General features: G+C 67.8%; 24 protein-coding genes. 17 read left to right on the top strand and 7 right to left on the bottom strand.

Annotated elements, in window-relative coordinates:
* Positions 1–213: 213 nt before the first annotated feature.
* The 4 genes from IV112_RS06925 to IV112_RS06940 all read left to right on the top strand — a co-directional run bounded on the left by IV112_RS06925 (position 214) and on the right by IV112_RS06940 (position 3,480).
* Positions 214–1,422: an O-succinylhomoserine sulfhydrylase gene (locus IV112_RS06925; RefSeq protein ID WP_304002186.1), complete on the top strand. Its 1,209-nt coding sequence runs from the start codon at positions 214–216 to the stop codon at positions 1,420–1,422.
* Between the two features lie 113 nt (positions 1,423–1,535).
* Positions 1,536–2,231: a 2-C-methyl-D-erythritol 4-phosphate cytidylyltransferase gene (gene ispD / locus IV112_RS06930; RefSeq protein ID WP_304002188.1), complete on the top strand. Its 696-nt coding sequence runs from the start codon at positions 1,536–1,538 to the stop codon at positions 2,229–2,231.
* Entirely contained in the window at positions 2,228–2,752 is a 525-nt protein-coding gene (ispF, locus tag IV112_RS06935) for a 2-C-methyl-D-erythritol 2,4-cyclodiphosphate synthase (RefSeq protein ID WP_304002191.1), read from the top strand. Before ispD ends, ispF begins: the two co-directional genes overlap by 4 nt.
* Before the next feature lie 134 nt (positions 2,753–2,886).
* Positions 2,887–3,480 (top strand): discoidin domain-containing protein, encoded by a 594-nt coding sequence (locus IV112_RS06940; protein WP_304002193.1) that lies wholly within the window; start codon positions 2,887–2,889, stop codon positions 3,478–3,480.
* Between the two features lie 86 nt (positions 3,481–3,566).
* Here IV112_RS06940 and IV112_RS06945 read toward each other — a convergent pair whose 3' ends face one another.
* The 3 genes from IV112_RS06945 to IV112_RS06955 all read right to left on the bottom strand — a co-directional run bounded on the left by IV112_RS06945 (position 3,567) and on the right by IV112_RS06955 (position 5,737).
* Positions 3,567–4,256, bottom strand: a complete 690-nt coding sequence (locus tag IV112_RS06945) for a YMGG-like glycine zipper-containing protein (RefSeq protein WP_304002195.1) — start codon at positions 4,254–4,256, stop codon at positions 3,567–3,569.
* A 10-nt stretch (positions 4,257–4,266) separates the two neighbouring features.
* Positions 4,267–4,683, bottom strand: coding sequence for a hypothetical protein (locus IV112_RS06950; protein ID WP_296812741.1), 417 nt, complete (start codon positions 4,681–4,683; stop codon positions 4,267–4,269).
* 139 nt (positions 4,684–4,822) lie between these two features.
* Entirely contained in the window at positions 4,823–5,737 is a 915-nt protein-coding gene (locus IV112_RS06955; RefSeq protein WP_304002198.1) for a LysR family transcriptional regulator, read from the bottom strand.
* Between the two features lie 97 nt (positions 5,738–5,834).
* Between IV112_RS06955 and IV112_RS06960 the strand changes: the two genes are divergently transcribed.
* The 5 genes from IV112_RS06960 (at position 5,835) to IV112_RS06980 (ending at position 12,592) form a co-directional block, all read left to right on the top strand.
* Positions 5,835–7,403 (top strand): NADH-quinone oxidoreductase subunit L, encoded by a 1,569-nt coding sequence (locus IV112_RS06960; RefSeq protein ID WP_304002200.1) that lies wholly within the window; start codon positions 5,835–5,837, stop codon positions 7,401–7,403.
* A gap of 18 nt (positions 7,404–7,421) precedes the next feature.
* Positions 7,422–10,022: a YbcC family protein gene (locus IV112_RS06965; RefSeq protein WP_304002202.1), complete on the top strand. Its 2,601-nt coding sequence runs from the start codon at positions 7,422–7,424 to the stop codon at positions 10,020–10,022.
* 10 nt (positions 10,023–10,032) lie between these two features.
* Positions 10,033–10,983 carry a sulfate adenylyltransferase subunit CysD gene (cysD, locus tag IV112_RS06970; RefSeq protein WP_304002204.1) on the top strand — a complete coding sequence of 317 codons (951 nt, stop codon included), beginning with the start codon at positions 10,033–10,035 and terminating at the stop codon, positions 10,981–10,983.
* 38 nt (positions 10,984–11,021) lie between these two features.
* Entirely contained in the window at positions 11,022–12,308 is a 1,287-nt protein-coding gene (locus IV112_RS06975) for a sulfate adenylyltransferase subunit 1 (RefSeq protein WP_304002206.1), read from the top strand.
* Positions 12,309–12,403: 95 nt separating this feature from the next.
* On the top strand, positions 12,404–12,592 hold the full coding sequence (locus tag IV112_RS06980) for a YjfB family protein (RefSeq protein ID WP_304002208.1): 189 nt from the start codon (positions 12,404–12,406) through the stop codon (positions 12,590–12,592).
* A 21-nt stretch (positions 12,593–12,613) separates the two neighbouring features.
* Here the strand turns inward: IV112_RS06980 and IV112_RS06985 are convergent, their stop codons facing one another.
* Both IV112_RS06985 and IV112_RS06990 read right to left on the bottom strand, forming a co-directional pair.
* The gene (locus IV112_RS06985) at positions 12,614–15,151 is read right to left on the bottom strand and encodes an excinuclease ABC subunit UvrA (RefSeq protein ID WP_304002210.1); all 2,538 of its coding nucleotides are present in this window, start codon (positions 15,149–15,151) and stop codon (positions 12,614–12,616) included.
* Positions 15,152–15,382: 231 nt separating this feature from the next.
* A complete protein-coding gene (locus IV112_RS06990; RefSeq protein WP_304002212.1) occupies positions 15,383–16,039 on the bottom strand; it encodes a PEP-CTERM sorting domain-containing protein in 657 nt (218 codons plus the stop codon).
* A 321-nt stretch (positions 16,040–16,360) separates the two neighbouring features.
* Here IV112_RS06990 and asd point away from each other — a divergent pair, with 321 nt between their 5' ends.
* The 3 genes from asd to IV112_RS07005 all read left to right on the top strand — a co-directional run bounded on the left by asd (position 16,361) and on the right by IV112_RS07005 (position 18,463).
* Positions 16,361–17,224 (top strand): archaetidylserine decarboxylase, encoded by an 864-nt coding sequence (asd, locus tag IV112_RS06995; protein WP_304002214.1) that lies wholly within the window; start codon positions 16,361–16,363, stop codon positions 17,222–17,224.
* Between the two features lie 109 nt (positions 17,225–17,333).
* Positions 17,334–17,729 carry an MbcA/ParS/Xre antitoxin family protein gene (locus tag IV112_RS07000; RefSeq protein ID WP_020165410.1) on the top strand — a complete coding sequence of 132 codons (396 nt, stop codon included), beginning with the start codon at positions 17,334–17,336 and terminating at the stop codon, positions 17,727–17,729.
* Positions 17,726–18,463: an RES family NAD+ phosphorylase gene (locus tag IV112_RS07005; protein WP_304002217.1), complete on the top strand. Its 738-nt coding sequence runs from the start codon at positions 17,726–17,728 to the stop codon at positions 18,461–18,463. Before IV112_RS07000 ends, IV112_RS07005 begins: the two co-directional genes overlap by 4 nt.
* Positions 18,464–18,465: 2 nt before the next feature.
* Here IV112_RS07005 and IV112_RS07010 read toward each other — a convergent pair whose 3' ends face one another.
* Positions 18,466–18,897 (bottom strand): helix-turn-helix domain-containing protein, encoded by a 432-nt coding sequence (locus IV112_RS07010; protein WP_304002220.1) that lies wholly within the window; start codon positions 18,895–18,897, stop codon positions 18,466–18,468.
* Positions 18,898–18,972: 75 nt separating this feature from the next.
* On the opposite strand from IV112_RS07010, the gene IV112_RS07015 reads away from it, so the two are divergent.
* The gene (locus IV112_RS07015) at positions 18,973–19,815 is read left to right on the top strand and encodes a class I SAM-dependent methyltransferase (protein ID WP_304002222.1); all 843 of its coding nucleotides are present in this window, start codon (positions 18,973–18,975) and stop codon (positions 19,813–19,815) included.
* Between the two features lie 10 nt (positions 19,816–19,825).
* Here IV112_RS07015 and IV112_RS07020 read toward each other — a convergent pair whose 3' ends face one another.
* Complete coding sequence (locus tag IV112_RS07020; protein WP_304002225.1) at positions 19,826–21,478, bottom strand: phospholipase D-like domain-containing protein; 1,653 nt, start codon at positions 21,476–21,478, stop codon at positions 19,826–19,828.
* A gap of 163 nt (positions 21,479–21,641) precedes the next feature.
* On the opposite strand from IV112_RS07020, the gene IV112_RS07025 reads away from it, so the two are divergent.
* The 4 genes from IV112_RS07025 to IV112_RS07040 all read left to right on the top strand — a co-directional run bounded on the left by IV112_RS07025 (position 21,642) and on the right by IV112_RS07040 (position 25,952).
* Complete coding sequence (locus tag IV112_RS07025; protein ID WP_304002227.1) at positions 21,642–22,781, top strand: WD40/YVTN/BNR-like repeat-containing protein; 1,140 nt, start codon at positions 21,642–21,644, stop codon at positions 22,779–22,781.
* The gene (locus IV112_RS07030) at positions 22,778–23,035 is read left to right on the top strand and encodes a MoaD/ThiS family protein (protein ID WP_304002228.1); all 258 of its coding nucleotides are present in this window, start codon (positions 22,778–22,780) and stop codon (positions 23,033–23,035) included. The genes IV112_RS07025 and IV112_RS07030 overlap by 4 nt, the downstream gene beginning before the upstream one ends.
* 100 nt (positions 23,036–23,135) lie before the next feature.
* A complete protein-coding gene (locus IV112_RS07035) occupies positions 23,136–24,146 on the top strand; it encodes an alpha/beta fold hydrolase (protein WP_304002230.1) in 1,011 nt (336 codons plus the stop codon).
* Positions 24,147–24,179: 33 nt separating this feature from the next.
* Complete coding sequence (locus tag IV112_RS07040; RefSeq protein ID WP_304002234.1) at positions 24,180–25,952, top strand: PHA/PHB synthase family protein; 1,773 nt, start codon at positions 24,180–24,182, stop codon at positions 25,950–25,952.
* Positions 25,953–26,070 lie beyond the last annotated feature (118 nt).

Here is a 26,070-nt window from a genome sequence, read left to right on the forward strand (position 1 = left end):
CCGACTACGCGCCGATTTGAATCCAGCTTGCGGGCGCGCGGGGCCGTCGTCGAAAGAGGGCGGTCCCGGACAAATACGGCTAAAGCGGCGAAACGAACGTATCTGCGGAAACCCGTTTTGCCTCCGAGGCGGAACGGGTTTTTTGTTTTTGCGTGCTCCGTTTCCGCCTCGCGCTTTGTTCTCGAACTTCCGCATGACCGGCCGCGAGGCCGGATGGAGCACATCATGAGCAGCACAGACCGCGCGCCCTTCGACCCGGCGCAGTACGACCCCGAAACCGTCGCCGTGCGCGCCGGCATCGAGCGCAGCCAGTTCGGCGAACACGGCGAAGCCCTGTTCCTGACCTCGAGCTTCGTGTTCGACACGGCGGCCGAGGCTGCCGCCCGTTTTTCCGGCAATGCGCCTGGCAATGTCTACGCCCGCTTTACCAACCCGACGGTCACGATGTTCCAGGACCGCCTGGCGGCACTGGAAGGCGCCGAGGCCTGCATCGCCACCAGTTCCGGCATGTCGGCCATCCTGTCGACGCTGATGGCGCTGCTGAAGAGCGGCGACCACATCATCGCGTCGCGCGGCATCTTCGGTTCGACCCAGCAGCTGTTCGCGACCTACTTCGAGAAGTTCGGCGTCAGCACCACGCTGGTCGAGGCGACCAATATCGCGGCCTACCGCGCCGCGGTGCAGCCGAATACCAAGCTCTTCTTCATCGAAACGCCGTCCAACCCGCTGACCGAAGTGATCGACATCGCCGCGGTGGCCGAAGTCGCACACTCGGCGGGCGCGCTGCTGGCAGTCGACAACTGTTTCTGTTCGCCGGCGCTGCAGAAGCCGATCGAACTGGGTGCCGACATCGTCATCCACTCGGCGACCAAATACCTCGACGGTCAGGGCCGCGTGCTCGGCGGCGCGGTGTGCGGGCGCAAGGCGGAAATGGACGAGGTGCTGCGCTTCCTGCGCACCGCCGGCCCGACGCTGTCGCCGTTCAACGCGTGGGTCATCCTGAAGGGGCTGGAAACGCTGTCCATCCGCATGCAGGCGCAGTCGGCCAATGCACTCGAACTGGCGCGCTGGCTGGAGGCGCAGCCCTGGGTGGCGCGCGTGTTCTACCCGGGCCTGCCGTCGCACCCGCAGCACGAAATCGCGATGCGCCAGCAGAAGAGCGGCGGCGCGGTGGTGGCTTTCGAGGTGAAGGGCGGTCGCGAAGAGGCGTGGAAGCTGATCGACTCGACCCGCATGCTGTCGATCACCGCCAACCTCGGCGACACCAAGACCACCATCACCCACCCGGCAACGACCACGCACGGCCGCATTTCGCAGGAAGCGCGCGACGCCTCCGGCATCCGCGACAGCCTGATCCGGCTGGCCATCGGGCTGGAGTCGGTGGAGGACATGAAGCGCGATCTCTGTCGCTGGCTGGCGTGATGCCCCCACGCTCACTTTGTTCGCTGCCCCCCAAGGGGGCGTCGCTCGCCCTTGGGGCGGCCCGGCGGGCGGCGAGCGGCTTCGAAACGCGTCAGTGCAGGAGTTGAGTCCCTATGCCGCGCCACATCGCCCTGGTCCCGGCCGCTGGCAGCGGCAGCCGTTTCGGCGCGCAGATGCCGAAGCAGTACCTGCTGCTGGCCGGTCAGCCGCTGATCCGCCACGCGCTGGCCACGCTGTGCGCTCACCCGCGCATCGACCGCGTGGTGGTCGTACTGGCGCCGGAAGACCTTTACTGGCAGGGCTTCGACTGGTCGGCGCTCTGTCCCAAGCTGATGCCGGTGCATTGCGGCGGGCCGAGCCGCGCGGTGTCGGTGCGCAACGGACTGTGGGAAATCGCCGGCTGGGCGCGGCCGGATGACTGGGTGCTGGTGCATGACGCGGCGCGTCCCTGTCTGTCCGCCAACATGCTGGATACGCTGATCGACACGCTGGCCGATGACCCGGTCGGCGGCCTGCTGGCGCAGAAGGTGGCCGACACGCTGAAGCGTGCCGACGCCACCGACCGGGTCGAGGCGACGGTGCCGCGCGACGCGATGTGGCAGGCGCAGACGCCGCAGATGTTCCGGCTGGCCACGCTGCACGACGCGCTCGACCGCTGCACCGACGTGACCGACGAAGCGTCGGCCATCGAAGCCGTCGGCCTCAAGCCGCGCCTGGTTGCCGCCGGTGCGGCCAATCTGAAAGTGACCTGGCCGGAAGACATGAAGCTGGCCGAACTGATCCTGCAGACACGGGGGAACGTCGCATGAATCCGCTGCTCGGCGCATCGCCGCTGCCCTTCCGCATCGGCCAGGGCTTCGACGTGCACAAGCTGGTCGAGGGCCGCAGATGCATCATCGGTGGCGTCGACATTCCGCACGAAAAGGGCCTGCTCGGGCACTCCGACGCCGACGTGCTGCTGCACGCCATCACCGACGCACTGCTCGGTGCCGCCGGTCTGGGCGACATCGGCCGCCTGTTTCCGGACACCGACGCCGCCTATGCCGGCGCCGACAGCCGGGTGCTGCTGCGCGAGGCGGTGAAGAAGGTGCACGGCACCGGCTGGCTGATCGGCAACATCGACGCCACCGTCATCTGCGAGCGCCCGAAGATCACGCCGCACGCCGCGCAGATGGTGGCGAATATCGCGGCCGACTGCGGTATTCCGCCGCATGCGGTGAACGTGAAGGGCAAGACCTCGGAAAAGCTGGGCTACACCGGTCGCGGCGAAGGCATCGCGGCCCAGGCCGTGGCGATGCTGGTGCGGCCGCCCGAACCCGCCATGGGCTGAGCGCCACCGATGTCGGCGGTTTTGACATCAGGGCGCTGGATGTGTGGTGAATCCGATTCGAATCAATGGCTTGTTCGCGTGGTGCATGTCTTGCTTCAAGGTGGCGGACGCAATTCACCGATAAGGACACCCCGATGAAGTCCCTGCTTGTCGCCGCCTCCCTGCTGGCCGCATCTTCTGCCTGGGCCGCCGCCCCGATCACGCCGACCAACGCCTCCGCCACCGGCAGCTATTCGATCGACGGCGTCGACCTGTCCATCCTCGCCGACGGTTACGTGGCACCCGAACTGACGCTCTACACCGTCGCCGCCGTATCGTGGTCGGGCCAGGAAGGCGCATCCGGCGCCACCTTCACGCTCGATTTCGGCCAGCTCTACACGCTGACCGATGTGCTGCTCGGCGTCGATCACAATGACTTCTACCAGGTGCAGGTGTCGACCGACGGCCTGAACTGGAACACGCTGTTCACCAATCTCGCTTTCGAAGGCCAATCCAATTTCGGCAGCGAAATCATTTCCAGCGTCGCCGGTAACGCCGAGTATCAGGCCACCATCGACTTCCCGTCGGTGGCCGCCCGCTACGCGCGCATCTACGCGATGGGTGGCGACAGCGCCTACTCGGTATCGGAAATGAGCTTCAGCGGCGTGGCCGTCGTGCCGGAGCCGGAAGCCTACGCACTGATGCTGGCGGGGCTGGCGCTGGTCGGTTTCGCCGCACGCCGTCGTTAAGTTCTTCGGCGCGCATTGAAAAGGCCGGCGTTCAGCCGGCCTTTTTCGTTATTGCGGGCACGCAGCGTCGTGCCGCTTGAACGCGGTCAGCGAGCCGCTGGCGGCGGACTGGCTTCGACCACCTGCCATCCTTCCCGGCAGGTTCTGACATAGGGGTAGTACTCGCGTGCCGACGCGCAGTAGTACCAGTTGCCGCGCCCGGACTGCGCCGCAGTGGGCGGTGCCGACGCTGCGGGCGGCTGATGCCCCGGTGGCGGCGGCGGATAGGGCGCATTCGCCCGTCCCGGCAGTGCTGGCGCGGGCGCCGGTGCGGGTTTCGAGGCGCCGGTGCCGCGGTCGGCGAAGCGGCCGGAGGTCGGTACGCGCTGGCCCTTGGCGTACATGCACTGGATGTAGGCCTGGTCGTAGCTGCGCTGCGTACCGCGGGCCGAACTCTGTGCCGCCTCGCTGCCGATCGCGCCACCCATCAGCAGTCCTGTGCCGGCTCCGACGCCGGCACCTTCACGGCCTCCGATCAACGCACCGGCAGCGGCGCCGACCGCGGTACCGACTGCTGCGCTGCGCACGCCTGCGTCGCGGGCCGCTTCGTCGGCATCGGTTCCGCCGGTCTGTTCGCGCGCGTATTCGCGGCACAGCGCATCGTCGTGACGGAACTGGTCGAAGCTCTTGCCACTGCCCGGCAGTGCCATCACGCTCGGACCGCTGGGCGTCGTCGCGCAGCCGGCAAGCAGGGTGAGCGTCAGTGCGGCAAGTGCTGCCCGGTGAGGACTGTTCATCGCCCGCACCTCATCGCGGCGGTTGAGCCGCCACGCTCTGCCAGCCTTCCGGGCATTCCGTGACATAGGGGTAGTAGCCGTCGACCGATGCGCAGTAATACCAGGTGCTCGGCGGCGGAGGCGGGGGCGACATCGAAGGCGCCGGGGCGACCGGCTGCGGATCGCGTTCGACATAGACCGGCGGCGCGCGCTCGATCACCACCGGCGGATAGTAGGCTGGACCGTAGTAGTAGGGCGGGGGGTAGTAGAAGGGCGACGGGCCGTACCAGGGGCGGTAGTGGCCCGACCCGAAGACGAAGCCCACGCCGATGTCGACGTGGGTGCGTCCGTGACGATGACCGTGGCGGTGGCCGCGGTCCGCCCACGCGTTGCTGGTCGCGAGCAGTCCGAGTGCCAGTGCGGCGGCCGCTGCCCTCTGCGAATTCATGATCGATCACCTTTCCGGCACCGCGAGACGGTACGGTGCATTGCGGATCATCACGCCGGCGTGTCAATCGTCTGTGCGACAGCCGTTGCGGCGTGTTGCAGTTGCAACAGGATGGTAATGGATGGCGGCGCGCCTGACCTCATCGGCCGCCGGCCGGCTGTTCGGGCGGCGGGCTGGATCCCGCGAGAAGGCTTTCCAGCCGCTCGATGCGGTGACGGTGGGCGGTCGTGATGGCGTAGAAGTGCTCCCGCAGTTCGGCCGAGCGGCCCAGCATCACCAGCGCGCCGGTGCGCAGTTCGTCCTGCACGACCACCTCGGGCAGCACGGTGAGCCAGCCGCTGTCGCGGGCGATCAGGCGCAGCATGGCCATGTCGTCGACCTCTGCGCGCAGCCGCGGGCGGACGCCGGCCGCCATGCACAGGGCGTCGAACTGCGCGCGCAGCGCGTGGCGCGGACCGGGCAGCGCGACGTCAACGCCGTCGAGATCGTCCGGCAGGCGCATCGCCTTGGTCCGGCCGCGGGCGGCAGGGCCGACCAGACAGATTTCCTGGCTGCCGAGGAAGCGGCAGTGGAGCGGGTGGTTCGCGTCGGCAGCGACCGCTTCGTTGGCGAGTACGACGTCGAGCTGATGCGTGATCAATCGGTCGATCAGTCCGTCGAGCTGGCCCGATTCGAGCGTCAGAACGACCGTCGGATCGGTCAGCAGCGGCCGTATCCAGTTCTCCTGGTAGTTGCGCGACAGTGTGGCGACGCTGCCGACCCGCAGCCGGATCATCCCGTCGGCGCGGCCCTGCAGCCGGCCCAGCATTTCCTGTCCCAATCCGAAGATGTCCTCGGCGTAGGACATCACCATCTGCCCGGTGTGGGTAAGTATCAGGCTTCTTCCGCTGCGCTCGAACAGCGGCTCACCGAGACGTTCTTCGAGCTGCCGGATCTGCGCCGACAGCGCCGACTGTGACACGTGCAGTTCCTGCGCCGCGCGCGTCAGGTGGCCGGTCCGGGCGACGCGCCAGAAGTAGAGCAGGTGATGGAAGTTGAGCTGTTCGAGATTCATTGTTCTATTATAAATAACGAAATATTCTTTTCATTGTATTTTACAGAACGGTTGCTGCGCCACATCATCGATGCCAGTGCTATCGAGGAGATGTGGAATGGATCCATACAGTCTGAAGTCGGGGGCCGGCGCGCTGCTGCCCGCCCTGCTGATGTCCCTGCCGCTATTACTGAGCCGTCTGCCCGCTCACGACGGTGCGCGCTTGTGGCGCCGCTTCACGCAACTGTCCGTGGTTGCGCTGCTCGCGTCGCTGGCGACGCCGCTGCTGATGTGGCTGGCGCCCGGTCTGCCCGGGCCGCGCCTCGACGGCTGGATCGCGCTCGGCCCGTTCACCGCGGCGATGGCCATTCTGGTGCAGGCGGTGGGTACCGTAATCGGCGTGTTCTCGTCGCGCTATCTGCAGGGCGAGGCCGGGCAGCGCCGCTACGTGGCGGCGCTGTCGGGCGTACTGGTCGCGGTGCACCTGATGCTGATCGCCGACCACTGGGTTCTGCTGATCGGCGCCTGGACGCTGGTCGGTGTCGCGCTGCAGCGCCTGCTGTGCTTCTACGGTGACCGCCCGTTCGCGCTGCTGGCGGCGCACAAGAAGAACCTGGCCGACCGCCTCGCCGACGTCCTGCTGATCGTCGCTGCGGCGCTGGCCTGGAACGAGGTGGGCAGCGGTTCGCTGTCGGAACTGTGGCGGCATCTGGACGCGCACGGCGCATCGATGGCGCTGCAGGCGAGCGCGCTGTGCGTCGCCATCGCCGTCATCCTGCGTACCGCACTGCTGCCGGCGCACGGCTGGATCATCCAGGTGATGGAGGCGCCGACCCCGGTGTCGGCCCTGCTGCACGCCGGCGTCGTCAATCTGGGCGGCGTCGTGCTGATCCGCTTCTCGCCACTGCTCGATGCGGTGCCCGCTGCGCGCTGGCTGCTGGTGATCGCCGGTCTGGCGACCGCGCTGCTGGCCGGCATGGTCATGCTGACGCGGGTGAGCATCAAGGTCAGGCTGGCGTGGTCCACCGTGGCGCAGATGGGCTTCATGGTGCTCGAATGCGGCCTCGGCCTGTACATGTTCGCAGCGCTGCACCTGATCGGCCACTCGCTCTACAAGGCGCACGCCTTTCTCGCCGCCTCCGGCGTCGTCCGGGATACGCGGCTGCGCATGATGCTGGGCGAACAGCGTGCCGCGCTGCCCAGCCTGCTGCTGGCGCCGCTCGTCACGGGTGCAGCCGTACTGGCGACAGCGTGGCTCGTGGGTGCGCACTGGCCGCAGTGGTGGACGCTGGTGCTGGCACTGGCCTGGGCGCCGCTGCTGTGGTTGCCGGCTGCCACCGAGCGCACGCGCGGTGCGTTCTGGCAGGGCATCACCGGCCTCGTCGCCGTGGCCGGATTGACGCTGGCCGCTGGTATCGCGCATCGCCTGCCGCTCGGACTGAACGACCGGCCCGACGAGGTCGCCGGCCTCGTCACGCTGTCCGGGATGACGCTGCTGTATGGCTGGATGGCGGTGCTGCAGACCCGGCCGCAGTGGCTGTCCGCCTGGCGCCGTCTGAGTTACGCCGGCTTCTACGTCGATGAGTTCTATACCCGCCTCGCGCTGACGCTGTGGCCGACCCGCTGGATTCCGCCGGTCGCCGCACCGCGCACCGGCGACGCCAGCCTGGTCCCGACACAGCCCTGATTCGATCGCCTGGAGAAGATGATGCAGATCACCACCCCCGAAGCCGGCCCCGCGCAGCCGCCCTGCGACCTCGTCGCAACGATCGATGCAGCGCATGACGACCTGCTGCAGCGCCGTATCGATGCCGCCTGTTCCGCCGCCTGTGCGGCGATCGCGCCAGCCTGGCCGCTGGACCGGGCGATTGCCGTCAATCCGCACTGGTCGCGCATCGGTCACAGCGTCCGCACCGTCGCGGCACGGATGGCGGTGCTGGCCGGTATCCCGGTATTCCCGTCGCGCGACCTTCTCAGGCAGGCCTGGCGCAGCGGTCGCATTACCCACGCCGACCTGGCGGCTGCATTGGCCTCGCTGCCGCCGGGCACGACAGACGGACTGGACGCCGCCACTTGCGTCGCCGCCCTCGACCTGGCACCCGAACTACCCCGGCTGCCGTTGCTGATCGACGTGCTCGACGACGACCCGGCGCGCCACCAGCGGCTGTCCTGGCGGCAGGCCATTACCCATCAGGTCAGCCAGACCTGCGCCGCCTATTTCGACGAGCACCAGGCCGATTGGCAGCCGGAGCGCGGCGGCGGGCTGTATGCCTTCTGGCGCGACACGCTGAGCCACGACCACGGCATCGGCGTGCTGATGGGTCTGCCCGATCTGAGCCGGCGGCTGCACGCGCTGCCGGTCGACCGCGTCGAGGCCGAGCGCTGGGTGCTGCAGCGTCTGGGCCTGCCGGAGCAGGTCTGGGCCGACTACCTCGAAGCGGTGCTGCTGACGGTGAATGGCTGGGCATCGTGGTGTGCCTATCTCGGTTGGGAAGCCGCGCAGCGTGGCGGTGCGGACCCGCACCTGCGGGATCTGCTGGCCATCCGGCTGGCCTGGGGCGCGCTGCTGCTCGAAGGCCGCTGCGACCAGTCGGCCGGGCGCTCCTTTGTCGCAGTGCAGGCGGCCTGGGCCGAGGCGCCGGCGACCCTCGCCCGCGCCAGCGATCTGCTGCGCATCGATGAAATATGGCAATCGGCGCTCGACGCCGCCTACCAGCGCGATCTGGCGCAGCGGCTGGCCAGCGCCAGCAGTCCGCAAGCGCTGGCCGCACCGACGACGATGCCTGAAGTCCAGGCAGCCTTCTGTATCGACGTGCGCAGCGAGCCGATGCGTCGGGCGCTCGAAGCGGCATGGCCCGGCATCCGCACGCTCGGCTTTGCCGGCTTCTTCGGTCTGCCCATCGCCTACACGCCGTTTGCCACCGCCGCCCGCCGTCCGCAACTGCCCGGTCTGCTGGCCCCGGTGATCGAGGTAACAGACCGCATCGACAGGGGCGGCGACGGCGATCCGCTCGACGCCGAGGCGGTCGCGGCGCGCCAGCGTCAGTTCGCGGGTCGGCGCTCCTGGCGGTCGGCGAGTCGTTGGCCGGGCGCGGCTTTCTCCTTCGTCGAAGCGGCCGGCGTCGGCTATGTCGGCAAGCTGGCGCGCTGGCTGCATCCGTCACGCGAGGCACGTCTTCGGGACGACCTCGACGGTCTGCCGTCGCGCTATCGGGCACTGTGCCGTCCGACCCTGGACGGGTTGGAGCCCGACGCACGGGTTGCGCTGGCGGAGCGCGTGCTGCGGGCGATGGGACTGCAGCGAGAACTTGCGCCGCTGGTGCTGCTGATCGGTCACGGCAGCCAGAGCGCCAACAACGCGCACGCTGCGGCGCTCGATTGCGGCGCCTGCTGCGGACAGACCGGCGAGGTGAATGCCCGTGCGCTGGCACGCCTGCTCAATGACGCCGGTTTGCGTGCGGCACTGGCGCAGCGCGGTATCGACATTCCAGCGCACACGGCTTTCGTCGCCGGACTGCACAACACGACGACCGACGAGATAGAAGGTTTCGATCTCGACCTGTTGCCGGCCGACGCCCGCATGCGCTGGGAACGTCTGGCGCCGGTGTTCGCTCAGGCCGGCGACCAGGTCAGGCGCGAGCGTGCTGCCAGCCTCGGCCTGGATCCGCGCGCCGGTCACGGCGTGCTGCTCGAGCGCTTGCGCCGCCGTGCCAACGATGGCGCGCAGACGCGGCCGGAGTGGGGTCTCGCCGGCAATGCCGCCTTCATCATTGCGCCGCGTGCGCGCAGCGAAGCGACCGTGCTCGGCGGGCGCACCTTCCTGCACGACTACGACAGCGCGCGCGATGTCGACGGCAGTCTGCTCGAACTGCTGATGACGGCGCCGATGCTGGTGACGCACTGGATCAACTGGCAGTACCACGCCTCGACCTGCGCGCCCGCGCACTTCGGCAGCGGCAACAAGCTGCTGCACAACGTGGTTGGCGGGCGCATCGGCGTGTTCGAAGGCAACGGCGGCGATCTGCGCATCGGCCTGTCGCGGCAGTCACTGCACGACGGCGAACGCTGGGTGCACGAACCGGTGCGCCTGACCGTCGCCATCGACGCGCCGGCGGCGGCCATCGAACGCGTGCTCGACAAGCATGCCGTGGTGCGTCAGCTGGTCGACAACGGCTGGCTGCATCTGTGGCGCTTCGACGGCGCCCGGATGCTGCGCTACGCAGGCGGTCAGTGGCACTCGCTCCCCTTCATCTCGTGCGGCGCGGCGTCCGAGGCGTCCGCACCGTCCGCCGTTTCCGTCCAGTGAGGTTCCTGTCATGAATGCACCCCTGCCCACGCTCCGCGACGACGCCCGGCTGTCGCATCTGGACTGGCTGGAGGCCGAAGCCATCCACATCATGCGGGAGGTGGCGGGCCAGTGCGCCCGCCCGGCGCTGCTGTTCTCCGGCGGCAAGGACTCGGTCTGCCTGCTGCGCATCGCCGAGAAGGCCTTCCGGCCCGGACGCTTTCCGTTCCCGCTGCTGCACATCGACACCGGCCACAACTACCGCGAGGTGATCGAGTTCCGCGACCGTCGCGCCGCCGAACTGGGTGAGCGGCTCATCGTGCGCTCGGTCGAGGATTCGATCCACCGCGGTTCGGTCGTACTCAAGCACGCCGACGAATCGCGCAACCGGCACCAGTCGGTCACGCTGCTCGAAGCGATCGAGGAGTTCGGCTTCGACGGCTGCATCGGCGGCGCGCGGCGCGACGAGGAGAAGGCGCGCGCCAAGGAACGCATCATGAGTTTCCGCGACGAGTTCGGGCAGTGGGATCCGAAGAACCAGCGCCCCGAACTGTGGAACCTCTACAACGCCCGCACCCATGTGGGCGAGAACGTGCGCGCTTTTCCGATCTCGAACTGGACCGAGCTCGACGTCTGGCAATACATAGAGCGCGAGCGGCTGGCCTTGCCGTCCATCTATTTCGCGCATGAGCGCGAGGTGGTGCTGCGCAACGGCCTGCCGGTGCCGGTGAACGTGCCGCTGGCCAGCGGCGAACTGACCAGCCTGCCGCGGCCGGGTGAGCAGGTCGTCTTACGGCGGGTGCGTTTCCGCACCGTCGGCGACATTTCCTGCACGGCGCCGGTCGAATCGGACGCCGACACCGTCGCGCGCATCGTGATCGAAACCGCCAGTACCGACCTGACCGAACGTGGCGCGACGCGACTGGACGATCAGACCGGCGACGCGTCGATGGAACAGCGCAAGCGTGAAGGCTATTTCTGAGCACCGGCCGCGCTGCGACCGGTCATCGAGGAGCGCATATGAGTACACCTGAAGACAAGGGCCTGCTGCGTTTCCTGACCTGCGGCAGCGTGGACGACGGCAAGAGCACGCTGATCGGCCGCCTGCTGCACGACAGCCGGGCCATCCTCGCCGACACGCTGCAGGCGATCGAGCGCACGTCGGCACGGCGCGGCATGGAAGCGATCGACCTGTCGCTGCTGACCGACGGCCTGCAGGCCGAGCGCGAGCAGGGCATCACCATCGATGTGGCCTACCGCTATTTCTCGTCGGGTCGGCGCAAGTTCATCATCGCTGACGCGCCGGGGCACGAGCAGTACACGCGCAACATGGTCACCGCAGCCTCGACCGCCGATCTCGCCATCATCCTGATCGACGCGCGCCGCGGCGTGCTGACGCAGACCCGTCGCCATGCGCAGCTGGCGGCGCTGCTCGGCATTCCGCAGCTGATGGTGGCGGTGAACAAGATGGATCTGGTCGACTTCGCACAGCCGGTGTTCGAGCGCATCCGCGACGACTTCCTCGCGTTCGCGGCCGGTGCCGGCATCGAGCAGGTGCGGTTCGTGCCGATGTCCGCCCTGCGCGGCGACATGGTGGTCGACCGTGGCGAGCACCTCTACTGGTACGACGGGCCCACGTTGATGGAGATGCTGGAAAGCGCGCCGGCAGCGGCGGCGCCGCACGCGCACCCGTTCCGCTTTCCGGTGCAGTGGGTGTGCCGGCCGCAGGACGCGGCGAATCCCCTGCTGCACGACTACCGTGGCTTCATGGGTCGGGTGGAGGCCGGCCGCATCGCGATCGGCGATGCGGTGAGCGTGCTGCCGTCCGGCCTGAGCACCACGGTTCGGGCCATCGAGATCGGCGGCGACGCGCTTCTGCACGCCGGCGCCGAACAGTCGGTCGCGCTCGTGCTCGACGACGACATCGACGTGTCGCGCGGCGACATGATCGTGGCGCCCGAGAAGCCGCCGCGCGTGCTGCGCCAGATCACTGCCGATCTGTGCTGGCTGTCGGATCTGCCGATGGACCGCGCCCGCACCTACCTGATCCGCCATACGACGCGTGAAGTCAGGGCGAAGCTGGTGGGCATCGATCATCGGATGGACGTGAACACACTGGAGCGCATGCCCGCGGAACGGCTCGTCATGAACGACATCGCGCGCGTGCGCTTCAAGCTGGCGCAGCCGGTGTTTGCCGATCCCTATGCGCTGAACCGCTCGACCGGCGCTTTCGTCGTCATCGACGACAGCACCTACAACACGGTGGCCGCGGGCATGATCGTGGCGGACGCCGACGCCGCCGAGTGATGCGAGGAGCGGCGGCGATCGGTCCGCGTTCAAGCCGGCGCGCTGCGGGTCGTTAAGACTGTCTGCGCGCCGGTCGTCGGCGCAGGAGGAATCACATGGACGTTTCCGCAATCGCCAGTGCCGCCACCGCGATGTCGCAGCAGAAGGTGGCCGACGCTGCCGGCACCCTGGTGCTCAGAAAGGCGCTGGACATCCAGGCGTCGAACGCGGCGCAACTGCTGCAGGCGCTGCCGACACCGCAGCCCGCGCCCTCCAGTCAGAACATCATCGACACCTACGCCTGAACCAGGGGCCCTCCGGGCCCCTCACTCTTTTCCGCGTCCGCCGTCCAGCGCCCGCCGCAGATAGGGCGCGGTGCGGCTGCCTTTCGCCTTCGCCACGTCGGCGGGTCGCCCCTCGGCGACGATGCGCCCACCCTCGGCGCCAGCGCCCGGCCCCATGTCGATCACCCAGTCCGCTCGCGCCACCAGTCGCATGTCGTGCTCGACCAGCACCACGCTGTTGCCGCCATCGACCAGCACTTCGAGCTGGGCGAGCAGGCGTTCGACGTCGGCCGGATGCAGGCCGGTGGTCGGTTCGTCCAGCACGTACAGCGTGCCGCCTCGTCCGCTGCGCTGCAGTTCGGTGGCGAGCTTGATGCGCTGCGCCTCGCCGCCCGACAGTTCGGTCGCCGGCTGGCCCAGCCGAAGGTAGCCCAGGCCGAGCCGGCTCAGCAGCGTGAGCGGGGCGCGCACCCGGGTCTCCGCCGTGAATACCTCGCAGGCCTGATCGACGGTGAGGTCCAGCACCTCGGCGATGGTGCGCCCCTGCCAGGTCACGGCCAGCGTGGACGGGTTGTAGCGGGTGCCGTGGCAGGCGGCGCAGGGCGCGTACACGCCGGGCATGAACAGCAGTTCGACGCTGACGAAGCCTTCGCCCTCGCAGGTCGGGCAGCGACCCTTGGCCACGTTGAACGAGAAGCGCCCGGCGTCGAAGCCACGCTTGCGGGCGGCGGGCGTCTGCGCGAACAGCTTGCGCACCTCGTCGAACAGGCCGGTGTAGGTGGCGAGGTTGGAGCGCGGCGTGCGGCCGATCGGCTTCTGGTCGATACGCACCAGCCGGCGGATCGCGTCCGCGCCTTCGCCCAGCCGGCCTTCGGTCCGCGCGGTGTCGACCGGCGGCTGCTCGCCGTCGTCGTGCTCGGGCTCGGCCTCGACCACGTGACCCAGGTGCTCCGCCACCAGTTCGACCAGTGCCTGGCTGATCAGGCTGGACTTGCCGGAGCCGGACAGGCCGGTCACCGCACACAGCACGCCGAGCGGGATGCGCGCGTCCAGCCGGTCCAGGTTGTTGCGGCTCACGTCGTGCAACGACAGCCAGCCTGATGGCGTTCGCGGTGTGCGCACCGGCGGCAGATCCGACTTCAGGAAGCGCGCGGTCGCCGACGACTTTACCGCGGCCAGACCGGCGGGCGGGCCGCTGTAGACAATGCGTCCGCCCTCGGTGCCTGCGCCCGGGCCGACATCGACCACCCAGTCGGCGCGGCGGATCATGTCGAGGTCGTGCTCGACCACGAACACGCTGTTGCCGGCCTGCTTCAGCTGCAGCAACGCGTCGAACAGCGCTTCGCCGTCGGCCGGATGCAGACCGGCGGACGGTTCGTCCAGCACATAGACGACGCCGAAAAGCTGAGAGCGCAGCTGGGTGGCCAGCCTGAGCCGCTGCAGCTCACCGGGCGACAGCGTGGGCGTGCTGCGTTCCAGCGTCAGATAGCCCAGACCCAGCCGCAGCAGCACCTCGATGCGGTCGACAACTTCGCCGGCCAGCCTCTGTGCGGCGAGGCGCTTTTCTTCCGGCAGCCGGGCATCCGCCTCGCCGGCGACGGCCGGTGCGAGCAGGCGCACCACCTCGGATAGCGGCTGGCGCGACAGCGCACCGATGTCCAGCCCGGCGAAGGTAACCGCCAGCGCTTCCGGCTTGAGCCGCTTGCCGGCGCATACCGGGCAGTCGGCGGCCCGCATGTAGCGCGACACGCGTTTGCGCATCAGCGTGCTCTGCGTGCTGGCGAAGGTGTGCAGCACGTAGCGGCGTGCGCTGGTGAAGGTGCCCTGATAGCTCGGCTCCATCTTCCGCCGCAGCGCGACGCGCGTTTCCTCCGGCGTGAAGCCGGCATAGACCGGTACCACCGGCTGTTCGTCGGTGAACAGGATCCAGTCCCGCACCTTGCGCGGCAGCTTTGCCCACGGCGTGTCGACGTCGATGCCAAGGCTGACCAGGATGTCGCGCAGATTCTGGCCGTGCCAGGCCGGCGGCCACGCGCTGACTGCGCCGTCGCGTATGGTCAGCGACGGGTCGAGCACCAGCGTCTCTTCGCTTACCTCGAACACGCGGCCCAGACCGTGGCAGTTCGGGCAGGCGCCCTGTGGCGTGTTGGGCGAGAAGTCCTCGGCCTGCAGCATGGGCTGGCGCGCCGGATAGCGGCCGGCGCGCGAATACAGCAGGCGCAGCAGGCTGGACAGCGTGGTCACGCTGCCCACCGACGAGCGCGCGCCCGGCGTTCCGCGCTGCTGCTGCAGGGCCACCGCCGGCGGCAGGCCTTCGATGCTTTCGACGTCGGGCACGCCGGCCTGGTCGATCAGCCGGCGCGCGTATGGCGCCACCGATTCCAGATAGCGCCGCTGCGCCTCGGCATACAGCGTGCCGAAGGCGAGCGAGGACTTGCCGGAACCGGATACACCGGAAAACGCCACCAGCGCGTCGCGCGGCAGATCGACGTCGATGTCTTTCAGATTGTGTTCGCGGGCGCCGCGGACGCGGATGGTGGCGGAGGCGGCGAGTCGGTTGGAGGGCTGGGTCTTGCTCATGCGCGTGCGATGGAAGCTGGACGGAGACGGGGCCTGCACAGGGTACGGAAGGGCGGCCGACACCTGTGCTGCAGGCAGACTGCGCCTGCGCGAAGGTGTTGCCATGTCGTCGCATTGTGCCCGTCCCTGTGCCGGGCGCGTGCCGTTACCGGCCGTCCCGTGCAGGCTCCGGCGCCCGGCGCCTCGCGTGTTCCGGTGTGATGCCTCCAGCTGGCGAGGAGGCGGGCTGGTTCAGGGGCGCCGGCGGCGGCTGGCGGTCAGCAGGCATCCGAGGCCGGCCAGCCAGAGTGCGGCCGTCATCGGCTCGGGCACCGCTGTCACGTTGATTGTGATCGACTTGCCATCGAATGAACCGTCGGTCGACGAGAAGTCTTCGTACTGCGGATAGCTGTACTGCCATGACGAGCAGCTCAGCCCGCCGCCTTCGTCGCTCATGCAGGTGCGGGATGCGATCTCGCTGCCCGACGAGGTCGAGTTGGTCGCGCTCCAGCCGCCGCCGACGGCGATCTCGAAGGTTCCGGCAGTCGGGAACAGCAGCGAGAAGGTCCAGCCGTTGGAATAACCACTGCCGGGCGCCGCCGAGGGATAGTCGTTGAAGTTCTGGCCGGCGGCCTGCAGATAGACGGCCGTCACCGTTTCAGCCTCGTACCAGTACCAGTTCATCATCCATTCCTGGTACCCCTCGACCGGTGGGGGTTCGACCGGGTCATTCCCGCCGTCGTTACGCGACGAGGTGTTCACGCTGAAAGATACGAAGAAATCCACCGTGCTGCCGGCCTGCACCGTTGTCTGGCTGGCGCCGAAGCTGTCGATCTGTCCGCTGGCGGACCATGCGCAGGGACTGGCGATCAGGCTGAGGCAAAGCAATGCCGAAGTGGCGCTCTTCATGTTCCGCTCCTCTTTCAATGACATCCGTTCGGCTGCACGCTGCGGCAGGCCAGCTTGGGCGTCGGGTTGGATGAAGTTATGAGCCTAGCATCGGGGCATGGGCTTCGATAGCGCTTCCGACCGGCGGTGGCGATGCCGTTCTGCGACCGGCTGGCGGGAAGACGGTGCGCTTATCGGTCGGCGCGGCGCATGCCGGTGGCCCATGCTTCAATTAATATGCGGGGCCAGAAAATCGGGGCTTTCCTCTTGAGCAGCTCGCGGCCGTGTCGCCATCCGTCCTGCGTATCCGCTCGGGGAGGCACCCCCACATGAGACCCGACAATGCCGTCACCTGATCTTCGTGATCGCTTTTTCGTGCTGGCCCAGCACGGCATGCCCAAGCAGGCACTGACGCGTTTCGCCGAATTCGTGGCGAATTCGCGCGCACCCTGGACCCGCGGCATCATTCCCTGGTTCATCCGCAAGTACGGCGTGGACATGAGCGAGGCGGCCCGGCCGGACCCGGCCGACTATGCCTGCTTCAACGATTTCTTCACCCGCGCGCTGCGCGAAGGTGCCCGTCCGCTGGCCGACTCGCCCTTCGTCAGCCCGGTCGATGGCACCGTGATCGACTGCGTGAAGCTCGATGGCGACACCTTGCTGCAGGTGAAGGGACACCCGTACAGCGCGCGTGCCCTGGTGGGCGGCGACGCGGCACTGGTCGATCGATTCGACGGCGGCGAAGCGATCTCGATCTACCTGAGCCCCAAGGACTACCACCGCATCCACATGCCCTGTGCGGGCCGGCTCCGGCGCATGATCCATGTGCCGGGCAGCCTGTATTCGGTCAATCCGGCGACGGTGGCGGGCGTGCCCGGCCTGTTCGCGCGCAATGAACGCGTGGTCTGCCTGTTCGATTCGGACTTCGGCCCCTTCGTGCTGACACTGGTCGGCGCCATGGTGGTCGGCAGCATGCAGACCGTGTGGCATGGGCTGATCAATCCGCCGCGCACCGGCAAGCTGCGCGAGTGGCGCTACGACGACCAGGACATCCGGCTCGACCGCGGCGAGGAGATGGGCCGCTTCCTGCTCGGTTCTACTGTCGTCATGCTGTTCCCCAGGGGGGCGCTGCAGGCCTGCGCCGACTGGGTGCCCGGGCGCACGGTGCGCATGGGCGAGGCCATGGCTGACGCGTTGCCGCGCTGACTGCCGCAGAGGGGATGGACGATATTGTTTCCATAGGAACAAGTTGGGTGTGAATCGCAACAAATGGGCTATGCTTCAATCTGATTCGATTCCACACAGGACTGTTCCCATGGGCGCCATCGCAGACAAGGGAATCAGCGCTTCGGAAGACCGCGGCGCGCTGGCCCGCATGATCATGACCCTGCTCGATCACTGGAAACTCGGCACCGAAGACCAGGCTGCACTGCTCGGCATCGCCGCCAGCAACCGGGCGGCGCTGGCGCGCTACCGGCGCGGTGAGCCGATCGGCACCAGCCGCGACCAGTATGAGCGGGTCGGTCATCTGCTGGGCATCCACAAGAACCTGCGCCTGCTGTTTCCCCAGAACCGCGATCTCGCCTACCGCTGGATGAGCACCCGCAACCGTGCTTTCGACAACCTCACCCCGGTCGAGGTGGTGAAGGAGTGGGGCTTTGCCGGGCTGCTGATGGTGCGCGCCTACCTGGATCGGGCGCGCGGTCAGTGAGTCTCGGCGATCTGTTCGCCCGCCTTGCGCTGGCCGAGGTGCAGCGCGACGTGTTCCGCAACATCGTGTCGCTGCGCAGTTCGCAGGACCTGTTCGACGATCTCACCGACGATCCGGCCGAGTGGCTGCTGGCGCAGAAGGTGGAGGGCGACGCCAAGCCGCCGCCCTACCGCTCGCCGGCCCCGGTGCTGCACCGTCCGTTCGAGGACGCCGAGTGGTTCAACGCCATCGCCTGGCCGTTCCAGAACTGGCAGGCCAGCCGCTTTTCCGACGGTCGCCACGGTGTCTGGTACGGCTCGGAGTCGGTCGATACGACGGTGTATGAGTCGGCCTGGCACTGGCGCAACGGCCTGCTGGCTGACGCCGGTTTCGAGCGCGAGTCGGTGGCGGCCGAGCGCAAGGTCTATGTCGTGGGCTGCGCCGCTGCGCTGCTCGACTTCCGCCCGCTTACGGCCGACTGGCCGGATCTGCTGCATCCGCTCGATTACAGCTTCCCGCAGTCGGTCGGCGCGCGCATCCACCGCGAAGGTCACCCGGGCCTGGTGGTGCAGTCGGTGCGCCGGCCGGAGGGCGAGAACTTTGCGGTATTCAATCCGGCGGTGCTGTCGAGCCCGCGCCACCACCTGCAACTGACTTACCGGCTCGACGGCGAGTGCATCGTCGTCGAGAAGACGCCGGGCGTCGCCTGGTTCGGCATCGATGCGGCGGATTTCGGGCGGCGCGCTGCGGGTTGAGTTCAGAGCGACCTGCGGGTCGAAGGAAGGCGTCGCGCCAGCGACTTCGACTCCGCCGCGCGCAGGATGCGGCGGAAGGTCGGACATTCCAGGTGGCTCGGTGCCGGGCAGGCGGCGGCGTGACGGAGGCCGTCGCGCAGCGCACCCAGTCTGCGTATCGTACGGTCGAGTTCGTCCGCGCGCTCGGCGAGCAGGCCGCGGTCGATGTCCAGCGTGCCGCCCGGTGCGAACATGCGGCCGATCTCGTCCAGCGAGAAGCCGGCCGCGCGGCCCAGCGAAATCAGCGCCAATCTCTCGAGTACGTCATTGCCGAACACGCGGCGCAGACCGCGCCGGCCGATCGAACGTATCAGCCCCTTTTCCTCGTAGAAACGCAGGGTCGCCGCGGTGACGCCGGCGCGCTGTGCCACTTCGGCGATATCCAGATCGCTCATGGGCTTGACCTCAAGTCGACTTGAATTTGCATAGTGCTCACACCGCACGTTGCGGGCAAGTCACGGGAGACGACGATGGATGCTTCAGATACGCGCGCCGACGCGCAGATCGCCTTGTGGAACGGTCCGGCCGCCGACGGCTGGGTGCAGGCGCAGCCGCTACTCGATGCGCTGTTCGCGCCTTTTTCCGAACGGCTGGTCGAGGTGGCACGGACGCGCTCCGCGCGCAGCGTGATCGACATCGGCTGCGGCACCGGCGCCACCACGCTGGCGCTGGCCGAGGCGCTGGGCAGCGGGGCGCACTGTATCGGTGTCGACGTGTCGGCGCCGATGATCGCCGCGGCCCGTGCCCGCGCGCTGGCCAGCGCTTCGGCCGCGCACTTCGTCTGCGCCGACGCCGCACGGCATGCCTTCGCGCCCGGCGCCGCTGACCTCATCGTGTCGCGCTTCGGCGTCATGTTCTTCGAGCGTCCGGTCGATGCGTTTGCCCACCTGCGCGTGGCGCTGCGCAGCGACGGTGCGCTGCACGCCATCGCCTGGCGCGGCACCGACGAGAACACCTTCATGACCACCGCCGAGCGCGCAGCCGCACCATTGCTGCCCGACTTGCCCGCGCGTCGCCCGGGGGCTCCGGGCCAGTTCGCCTTCGCCGACCGGACTCTTGTTCGCGAGGTGCTGGCGCGCAGTGGCTGGCGGGACATCGACATCCATCCGCTCGACATCGAATGCGCGCTGCCTGCCGCCGAGCTCGAACGCTACTTCACCCTGCTCGGCCCGGTGGGCGTGGCGCTGCAGCAGGCCGACGCAGACACCCGCGCACGCGTGATCGAGGCACTACACGAAGCTTTCCGGCCCTACAAAGACGACGGAATGGTGCGCTTTACGGCGGCGTGCTGGGAGATATTGGCTCGCGCATGAGCGCAGCACTTCAGCGACCGGAGAAGCGCAGCCTGGACAGCATCTTCAGATTGCCCTTGCGGTAATAGGCGTCGGCCCAGCTGTCGTCCGGCGACAGCGGCTTCGCCTCCTTCAGTTTCAGCAGTTTCGCGTAGTAGCGGAAGCGGTAGTGCTCGTAGAAGCGCAGTACCTCCAGACCGTAGCGGTCGGCAAGGTCGGTGTCGCCGCGGATGACGAGGACGTTCTCGTCGTTGCCGCTGCTGGCCGAGGCGCTGAGGTTGTGGCTGCCGCTGAGGATGACCGGATGGTCGGTGGTGAAGTCGGTGACGATGGCTTTCAGGTGCACCAGCAGGTTGCCGCGCTGGCCGCGCAGACCTTCCTTGACCCAACCTTCCAGTCCGCTTGTCAGCAATGCGGGCGTTGTGAACTCGGCGCTGCGATCGGCGTGGAAGCCGGTAATCCGGCTGGCGCTGTTCTGGATGCCGTAGCGCAGCACCGGGTCGTGGGCCTTGCCGAGCAGGGCGTCGAGTATCGGTTCCGGCAGCGCGAAGGCGGTGGCGAACAGCAGGTCGCTTTTGGCGCCGTTTATCAGGTCGGCGAAGGCGGCAAGGTCGCCGCCGCCGGAGCGCGGCGAGAAGCCGGTCCAGATGCGGCCGGTCGGCGCGATCGGGTTGTGTTCGTTGATCCACGCGCGGGTGGCGGCAACGTCGCCGGGCGTGGCCCAGATCTGTTCGAACAGCGCCAGATAGTCGGCCGCCATCGCCTTGTCGTCGGCGGTGTGCACGACGTTGGCCTGCCGGTACACGCCGTTCTCGGTGAAATTGGTACTGCCGCACAGCACGGCGCGCGGCGTGCGGGCGCCGCTGCGGCCGAGCTTGCTCAGCACGATGTATTTGTGGTGAAAGATTTTCGAAGTGATGCGCGCCCGCTTCTTCGCCTTCGGAATCGATTTCAGCGCCGCCTCGTTCTGCACCGTCTGTTCGTCGCCGGCCTTGCCGTGATAAAGCACGCGCACCTGCGCGCCGCGCCGGTGCGCCGCCCGCACGGCGCTGGCGATGGCCTTCAGTTCGTACTCGTAGATCGCGATGTCCAGCGCCCAGGTCGAGTCCTTCGCACGGGCGACGAAGGCGAGCACCTGATCGAGCAGGCCGTTCTGCAGCCAGTCGCGCGGCGCGGCCGGCCATTCCTCGATCGGCAGGTTCCTGTTCTCGGGACGGCTCAGCAGCGCATCGAGTTCGGGAAACCTGCGGCCGAAGGCCTGGCTGGCGGCGACCGCCCGGTTGAACACGACGTCGTGGCCCCTGGGCTTGCCGTCGTCGGTCGTGACCGCCAGTTCCAGTGATTCGCCCAGTTCCGGCTGCTCGGCGCTGCCGTACACCAGATGCACGCGGTAGCGGCAGCGCGTGCCGGGCGCGATGCTGTAATCGGCCCAGCGGAATTTCTGTATCGGTGCCAGATTGCTCGGGGTGGCCGCCCATTTTTCCAGCGTGTGCGCGCGGCCCGGGAAGGTGAGGCTGTTCAGCAGCCACTGCCACTTCTTCGTGCCTTCCTTCTGCTCGATCGCAAAACCGAGCAGGCCGGCGCGTCGTGATGCGTCGACGTCCATCGCCAGCAGCACGCCGCTCGTGCCGGCGTAGGCCTTGACGCGGAAGTCGTCGCGGGCATTGGTGACCAGTACACGCATGGGAACTCCGGGGCGATGCGATGACGTCATCTTGCGACCGGGGGCCGAAAGCTGCAACGATGACGAGCTGCAATGTCGAAATGCCGGTGCGTGCTTCGTCGACCGAGTAGTCCCGCGGCACAGTGCTGCGCCGCGGCCCCTCACGGAACAAGGAGGAAAGCCCATGTCATCCCCATCTGCGGTTACCCTGCTGGTCGCCACCCGCAAGGGCGCCTGGCTCTATCACGGCGACGCCGAACGCAAGACCTGGCGGGTCGATGGCCCGCATTTTCTCGGTCACATCATCAGCCACCTGGTACTCGATCCGCGTGACGGCCGCACGCTGCTGGCGGCAGCCAAGACCGGCCACCTCGGGCCGACCATGTTCCGCTCGACCGACTTCGGTCAGACATGGAGCGAGGCCGCGCGGCCGCCGGCCTTCGCGAAGGTCGAAGGCGGCGTGGGCCGCAGCGTCGATCACACCTTCTGGCTCACGCCGGGCCACGCCAGCCAGCCCGGCGTCTGGTACGCCGGCACCAGTCCGCAGGGCCTGTTCCGCTCCGAGGATGGCGGCGATACATGGGCGCCGTGCTCATCGATCAACGACGACCCGCGATATCTGGAGTGGATGGGTACGGCGCAGGACGGTACGCCGGACGGTCCCAAGCTGCACTCGATCATCGTCGACCCGCGCGACCCGATGCATATGTATATGGCGATGTCGGGCGGCGGGGTGCACGAGTCCTTCGACGCCGGACGCAGCTTCGCGCCGCTGATCGACGGTCTCGAAGTGGTGGAGGGCTTCGACGTGACGCAGCCCACCTTTCACGATCCGCACTGCATCCGCCAGTGCCCGGCCAACCCGGATCGGCTCTACCAGCAGAACCACTGCGGCATCTTCCGGCTCGACCGGCCGGCCACGCGCTGGCGGCGCATCGGCGGCGGCATGCCGGCGGAGGTCGGCGACATCGGTTTCCCGATGGTGGTGCACCCGCGCGATCCGGACACCGCTTGGGTATTCCCGATGGATGGCACCGCGGTGTGGCCGCGCACCAGCCCGGGCGGAAAACCGGCGGTATTCGTCACCCGCGATGGTGGTGAGCAATGGCAGCGTCAGGACGCCGGTCTGCCGGCCGAACAGGCGTGGTGGACGGTGAAGCGGCAGGCGATGACGGCGGACACCCAGCCCTCGGTCGGACTCTATTTCGGCACCACCAGCGGCGAACTGTGGGCGAGCAGCGACGAGGGCGCGCACTGGCACTGCATCGCGCGCCACCTGCCCGACATCTACGCGGTCGAGGTGGCGGAGCGGCCGGCCACATGAAGGTGCTGATACCGAGTGCGCTGCGTTCCTACACCGACAGCGCGCACGCTGAAGTAGACGGCGCGACGCTGGCCGAGGTGGTGGCCGCGCTCGACCTGCAGTACCCCGGCATCGCCTTCCGCATGATCGACGAGCAGGGACGGATACGCCGCCACATCCGCTTCTTCGTCGACGGGCAGCAGGTGCGCGACCTGGCACAGGCGGCCGATGCCGACGGCGAACTGGTCATCGTGCAGGCACTTAGCGGAGGCTGAGCGGCGGTCCAGCGCCGGCGTCACGCGACTCGCCTACACTGCTCCGGAACCCCGGCGGCGACCTCGCGTCGACCGGGGGTGTGCCGATACGGAGAATCCAGTGTTCCTGCCCAGACTGTGCGCCCTCGTGTTCGCGGCGCTGTTGCCGCTTTCTTCCCCGGCCCGCGCCGAAGACGTGTCGACGCTGGCCTACGACGCGCGGCTCAGCACTTATGCCTATGCCTTCGACGTGAAGGTCTTCCCGCTGTCGTCGCAGGGGCAGTCGCTCGAAATGGCCTACATCCATCTTCCGGGCGAAGCCGGCAAGCCGGTGGTCACCTTGCTGCATGGCAAGAACTTCAACGCCGATTACTGGGCGGGCACCGCGCGTCATCTGCAGAAGCTGGGCTACGGCGTGCTCATTCCGGACCAGATCGGTTTCGGCAAGTCGTCCAAACCGGTCCATTACCAGTATTCCTTTCCGGCGCTGGCTCGCCACACCCGCGCGCTGATGGCCTCGCTCGGCATCGAGCGCTCCATCGTCGTCGGCCATTCGATGGGCGGCATGCTGGCCAGCCGTTTCGCCCTGATGTATCCGCAGGCGGTGCAGCGCCTGGTGCTGGTGAATCCGATCGGGCTGGAGAACTACCTGAAGTATGTCGAGCACAAGGACACCGATTTCTTTTACGGCATCGAACGGAAGCAGACGGCCGACAGCATCGCCAAGTACCAGCGCGACAACTATTACGACGGTCAGTGGAACGAGCGCTACGCGGCGCTCACCCGTTTCATGATCGGGCAGATGCAGGGACCGGACAGGAATCAGGTCGCCTGGGTCAATGCCTTGACCTACGACATGATCTTCACCCAGCCTGTTGTGACAGAGTTCGGGGATCTGTCGGTGCCGGTCAGTCTGATCATCGGCACGCGCGACCGTACCGGACCGGGCCGCAACTGGATGCGTCCTGGCGTCGAGTACGAACTGGGGCGCTACGACCGGCTAGGCCGGACGGCGGCGGCGTCGATTCCGGGCGCCGTGCTGTTCGAACTGCCGGGCCTGGGCCATATGCCGCACATCGAGAATTTCGAGGCGTTCAGCAAGGTATTCGACCAGGCGATCGGCGTACAGTGACCCCGAGGTCGATGTCATCAGGAGTCCCGCATCATGAACCACACTTCCCGCAGCCCGTACGAGAACGACGCCGAGAACGGGGCCACCCCCGCCGGGCCGGTCGAACTGTGGCATCAGACCTTTCACGAACTGCTCGACGGCATTGCGCGCTCGACCGACCCCTTCGGCATGACCGCGCCCATCCTGCACGCGCAGCTGGCGTGGGCGGCGCACCCGAAGGAACTGAGTGACCGCCTGGTCAGCCTTTCGTCCGATCTGTGGCGGCTGCAGCAGCACACGCTGAACCGGCTGCTCGGCCTGCCCGACACCGATCCGATTCTGGTCACCGAGGGTGATGCGCGCTTCGCCGATCCGGCGTGGACCGACCTGCCCACCTTCGACCTGATGAAGGAGTGGTACCTCGCCTTCACCCGTCACACCCAGGACATGCTTTACGACACGCCGGGCATGTCGGAGAAGGACCGCGAACGCGCGGCGTTCTGGTGGCGCAACTGGCTCAACGCGGTGGCGCCGACCAACTACCTGATCACCAATCCGGTGGCGCTGCGCAAGGCGATGGAAACACACGGTGAGAGCCTGGTGCGCGGTTTCCGCAACTTCCTCGACGACCTGAAAGCCGGTGACGTGCGCATGACCGATCCGGACGACTTCAAGGTCGGCGAGAACCTGGCGACCACGCCGGGTGCGGTGGTGATGCGCAACCGCCTGCTGGAACTGATCCACTACGCGCCGACACAGGCGAAGGTGCATACGCAACCGGTGGTGATCGTGACGCCGTGGATCAACAAGTTCTACATACTCGATCTGGCGCCGAAGAAAAGCATGATCCGCTACCTGCTCGACCAGGGGCTGGACGTGTTCATCACCAGCTGGAAGAACCCCGATGCCTCGATGCGTGACGTCACCTTCGACGACTACCTGCTCGAAGGCGTACACGCCGCGGTCGAAACCGCGCGCGCGCTGACCGGCGCGCCGAAGGTGCACGCGGTCGGCTACTGCATCGGTGGCACCGCGCTGGCGATGTACATGGCCTGGGCCAATCGCCGCTTCGCGCCGGACGAGGTGCCGGTCGCCGACTGGACCCTGCTCACCACGCTGATCGACTTCCGCGCGCCGGGCGAGATCGAGGTGTTCATCGATGAGTCCAGCGTGCGTTCGCTGTGCGACGCGATGGCGCAGAAGGGCTATCTCGACGGCAAGGAAATGGCCGCCTCCTTCCGCCTGCTGCGGTCCAACAGCCTGATCTGGAACTACGTCGTCAATGGCTGGCTGTACGGCGAAACGCCGCCGCCCTTCGACGTGCTTTACTGGAACATGGACGCAACGCGCATGCCGCAGGCCATGCACGGCTGGTATCTGCGCGAGCTCTACCTGCACAACAAGCTGATCAAGCCGGACGCGCTGACCGTGGCCGGCGAGCCGCTCGACCTGCACCGCATCGCCCAGCCGCTGTATGCGGTGGCGGCCGAGGACGATCACATCGCGCCGTGGCAGCAGGCCTTCCGCATCCATCGACATCTGGCGGGCGACAAGCGCTTCGTGCTGTCCAGTTCAGGCCACATCCTGGGCATCGTCAATCCGGTCGTGACGCCGCCCAAGCGCAGCTACCGCGCGGCCGAGGTGCATCGCGCCGACCGTGCCGATGGCTGGCTGGCGCACAACGACGCGCAACCCGGCAGCTGGTGGGAAGACTGGATGGCCTGGCTCAAGCCGCGTGCCGGCAAGCTGGTGAAGGCCCGCCCGGCGGCGACCGCGGATTTCCCCGAACTGGCGCCGGCGCCGGGCGGCTATGTGATGGAGCGCTGAGCGGATCGCTGCCGCGCCGGCAGCACTTGTGCAGATGCAGATTGAAATCCATGTCGTCGCCGTGTGATGATGCCGGCCATCCGATCAACAACAATAGCGGACATGGTCATCTCGCCCA

Origin of the sequence: Methyloversatilis discipulorum (genome assembly GCF_018780585.1) — a bacterium.
Classification (GTDB): Bacteria; Pseudomonadota; Gammaproteobacteria; order Burkholderiales; family Rhodocyclaceae; genus Methyloversatilis; species Methyloversatilis discipulorum_B.

Bases quoted from the DNA above. Each gene is read 5' to 3' on its own strand.
- IV112_RS06925 (WP_304002186.1), top strand. From the start codon at position 214: ATGGAGCACATCATGAGCAGCACAGACCGCGCGCCCTTCGACCCGGCG.
- ispD (WP_304002188.1), top strand. From the start codon at position 1,536: ATGCCGCGCCACATCGCCCTGGTCCCGGCCGCTGGCAGCGGCAGCCGT.
- ispF (WP_304002191.1), top strand. From the start codon at position 2,228: ATGAATCCGCTGCTCGGCGCATCGCCGCTGCCCTTCCGCATCGGCCAG.
- IV112_RS06940 (WP_304002193.1), top strand. From the start codon at position 2,887: ATGAAGTCCCTGCTTGTCGCCGCCTCCCTGCTGGCCGCATCTTCTGCC.
- IV112_RS06945 (WP_304002195.1), bottom strand. From the start codon at position 4,256: ATGAACAGTCCTCACCGGGCAGCACTTGCCGCACTGACGCTCACCCTG.
- IV112_RS06950 (WP_296812741.1), bottom strand. From the start codon at position 4,683: ATGAATTCGCAGAGGGCAGCGGCCGCCGCACTGGCACTCGGACTGCTC.
- IV112_RS06955 (WP_304002198.1), bottom strand. From the start codon at position 5,737: ATGAATCTCGAACAGCTCAACTTCCATCACCTGCTCTACTTCTGGCGC.
- IV112_RS06960 (WP_304002200.1), top strand. From the start codon at position 5,835: ATGGATCCATACAGTCTGAAGTCGGGGGCCGGCGCGCTGCTGCCCGCC.
- IV112_RS06965 (WP_304002202.1), top strand. From the start codon at position 7,422: ATGATGCAGATCACCACCCCCGAAGCCGGCCCCGCGCAGCCGCCCTGC.
- cysD (WP_304002204.1), top strand. From the start codon at position 10,033: ATGAATGCACCCCTGCCCACGCTCCGCGACGACGCCCGGCTGTCGCAT.
- IV112_RS06975 (WP_304002206.1), top strand. From the start codon at position 11,022: ATGAGTACACCTGAAGACAAGGGCCTGCTGCGTTTCCTGACCTGCGGC.
- IV112_RS06980 (WP_304002208.1), top strand. From the start codon at position 12,404: ATGGACGTTTCCGCAATCGCCAGTGCCGCCACCGCGATGTCGCAGCAG.
- IV112_RS06985 (WP_304002210.1), bottom strand. From the start codon at position 15,151: ATGAGCAAGACCCAGCCCTCCAACCGACTCGCCGCCTCCGCCACCATC.
- IV112_RS06990 (WP_304002212.1), bottom strand. From the start codon at position 16,039: ATGAAGAGCGCCACTTCGGCATTGCTTTGCCTCAGCCTGATCGCCAGT.
- asd (WP_304002214.1), top strand. From the start codon at position 16,361: ATGCCGTCACCTGATCTTCGTGATCGCTTTTTCGTGCTGGCCCAGCAC.
- IV112_RS07000 (WP_020165410.1), top strand. From the start codon at position 17,334: ATGGGCGCCATCGCAGACAAGGGAATCAGCGCTTCGGAAGACCGCGGC.
- IV112_RS07010 (WP_304002220.1), bottom strand. From the start codon at position 18,897: ATGAGCGATCTGGATATCGCCGAAGTGGCACAGCGCGCCGGCGTCACC.
- IV112_RS07015 (WP_304002222.1), top strand. From the start codon at position 18,973: ATGGATGCTTCAGATACGCGCGCCGACGCGCAGATCGCCTTGTGGAAC.
- IV112_RS07020 (WP_304002225.1), bottom strand. From the start codon at position 21,478: ATGCGTGTACTGGTCACCAATGCCCGCGACGACTTCCGCGTCAAGGCC.
- IV112_RS07025 (WP_304002227.1), top strand. From the start codon at position 21,642: ATGTCATCCCCATCTGCGGTTACCCTGCTGGTCGCCACCCGCAAGGGC.
- IV112_RS07030 (WP_304002228.1), top strand. From the start codon at position 22,778: ATGAAGGTGCTGATACCGAGTGCGCTGCGTTCCTACACCGACAGCGCG.
- IV112_RS07040 (WP_304002234.1), top strand. From the start codon at position 24,180: ATGAACCACACTTCCCGCAGCCCGTACGAGAACGACGCCGAGAACGGG.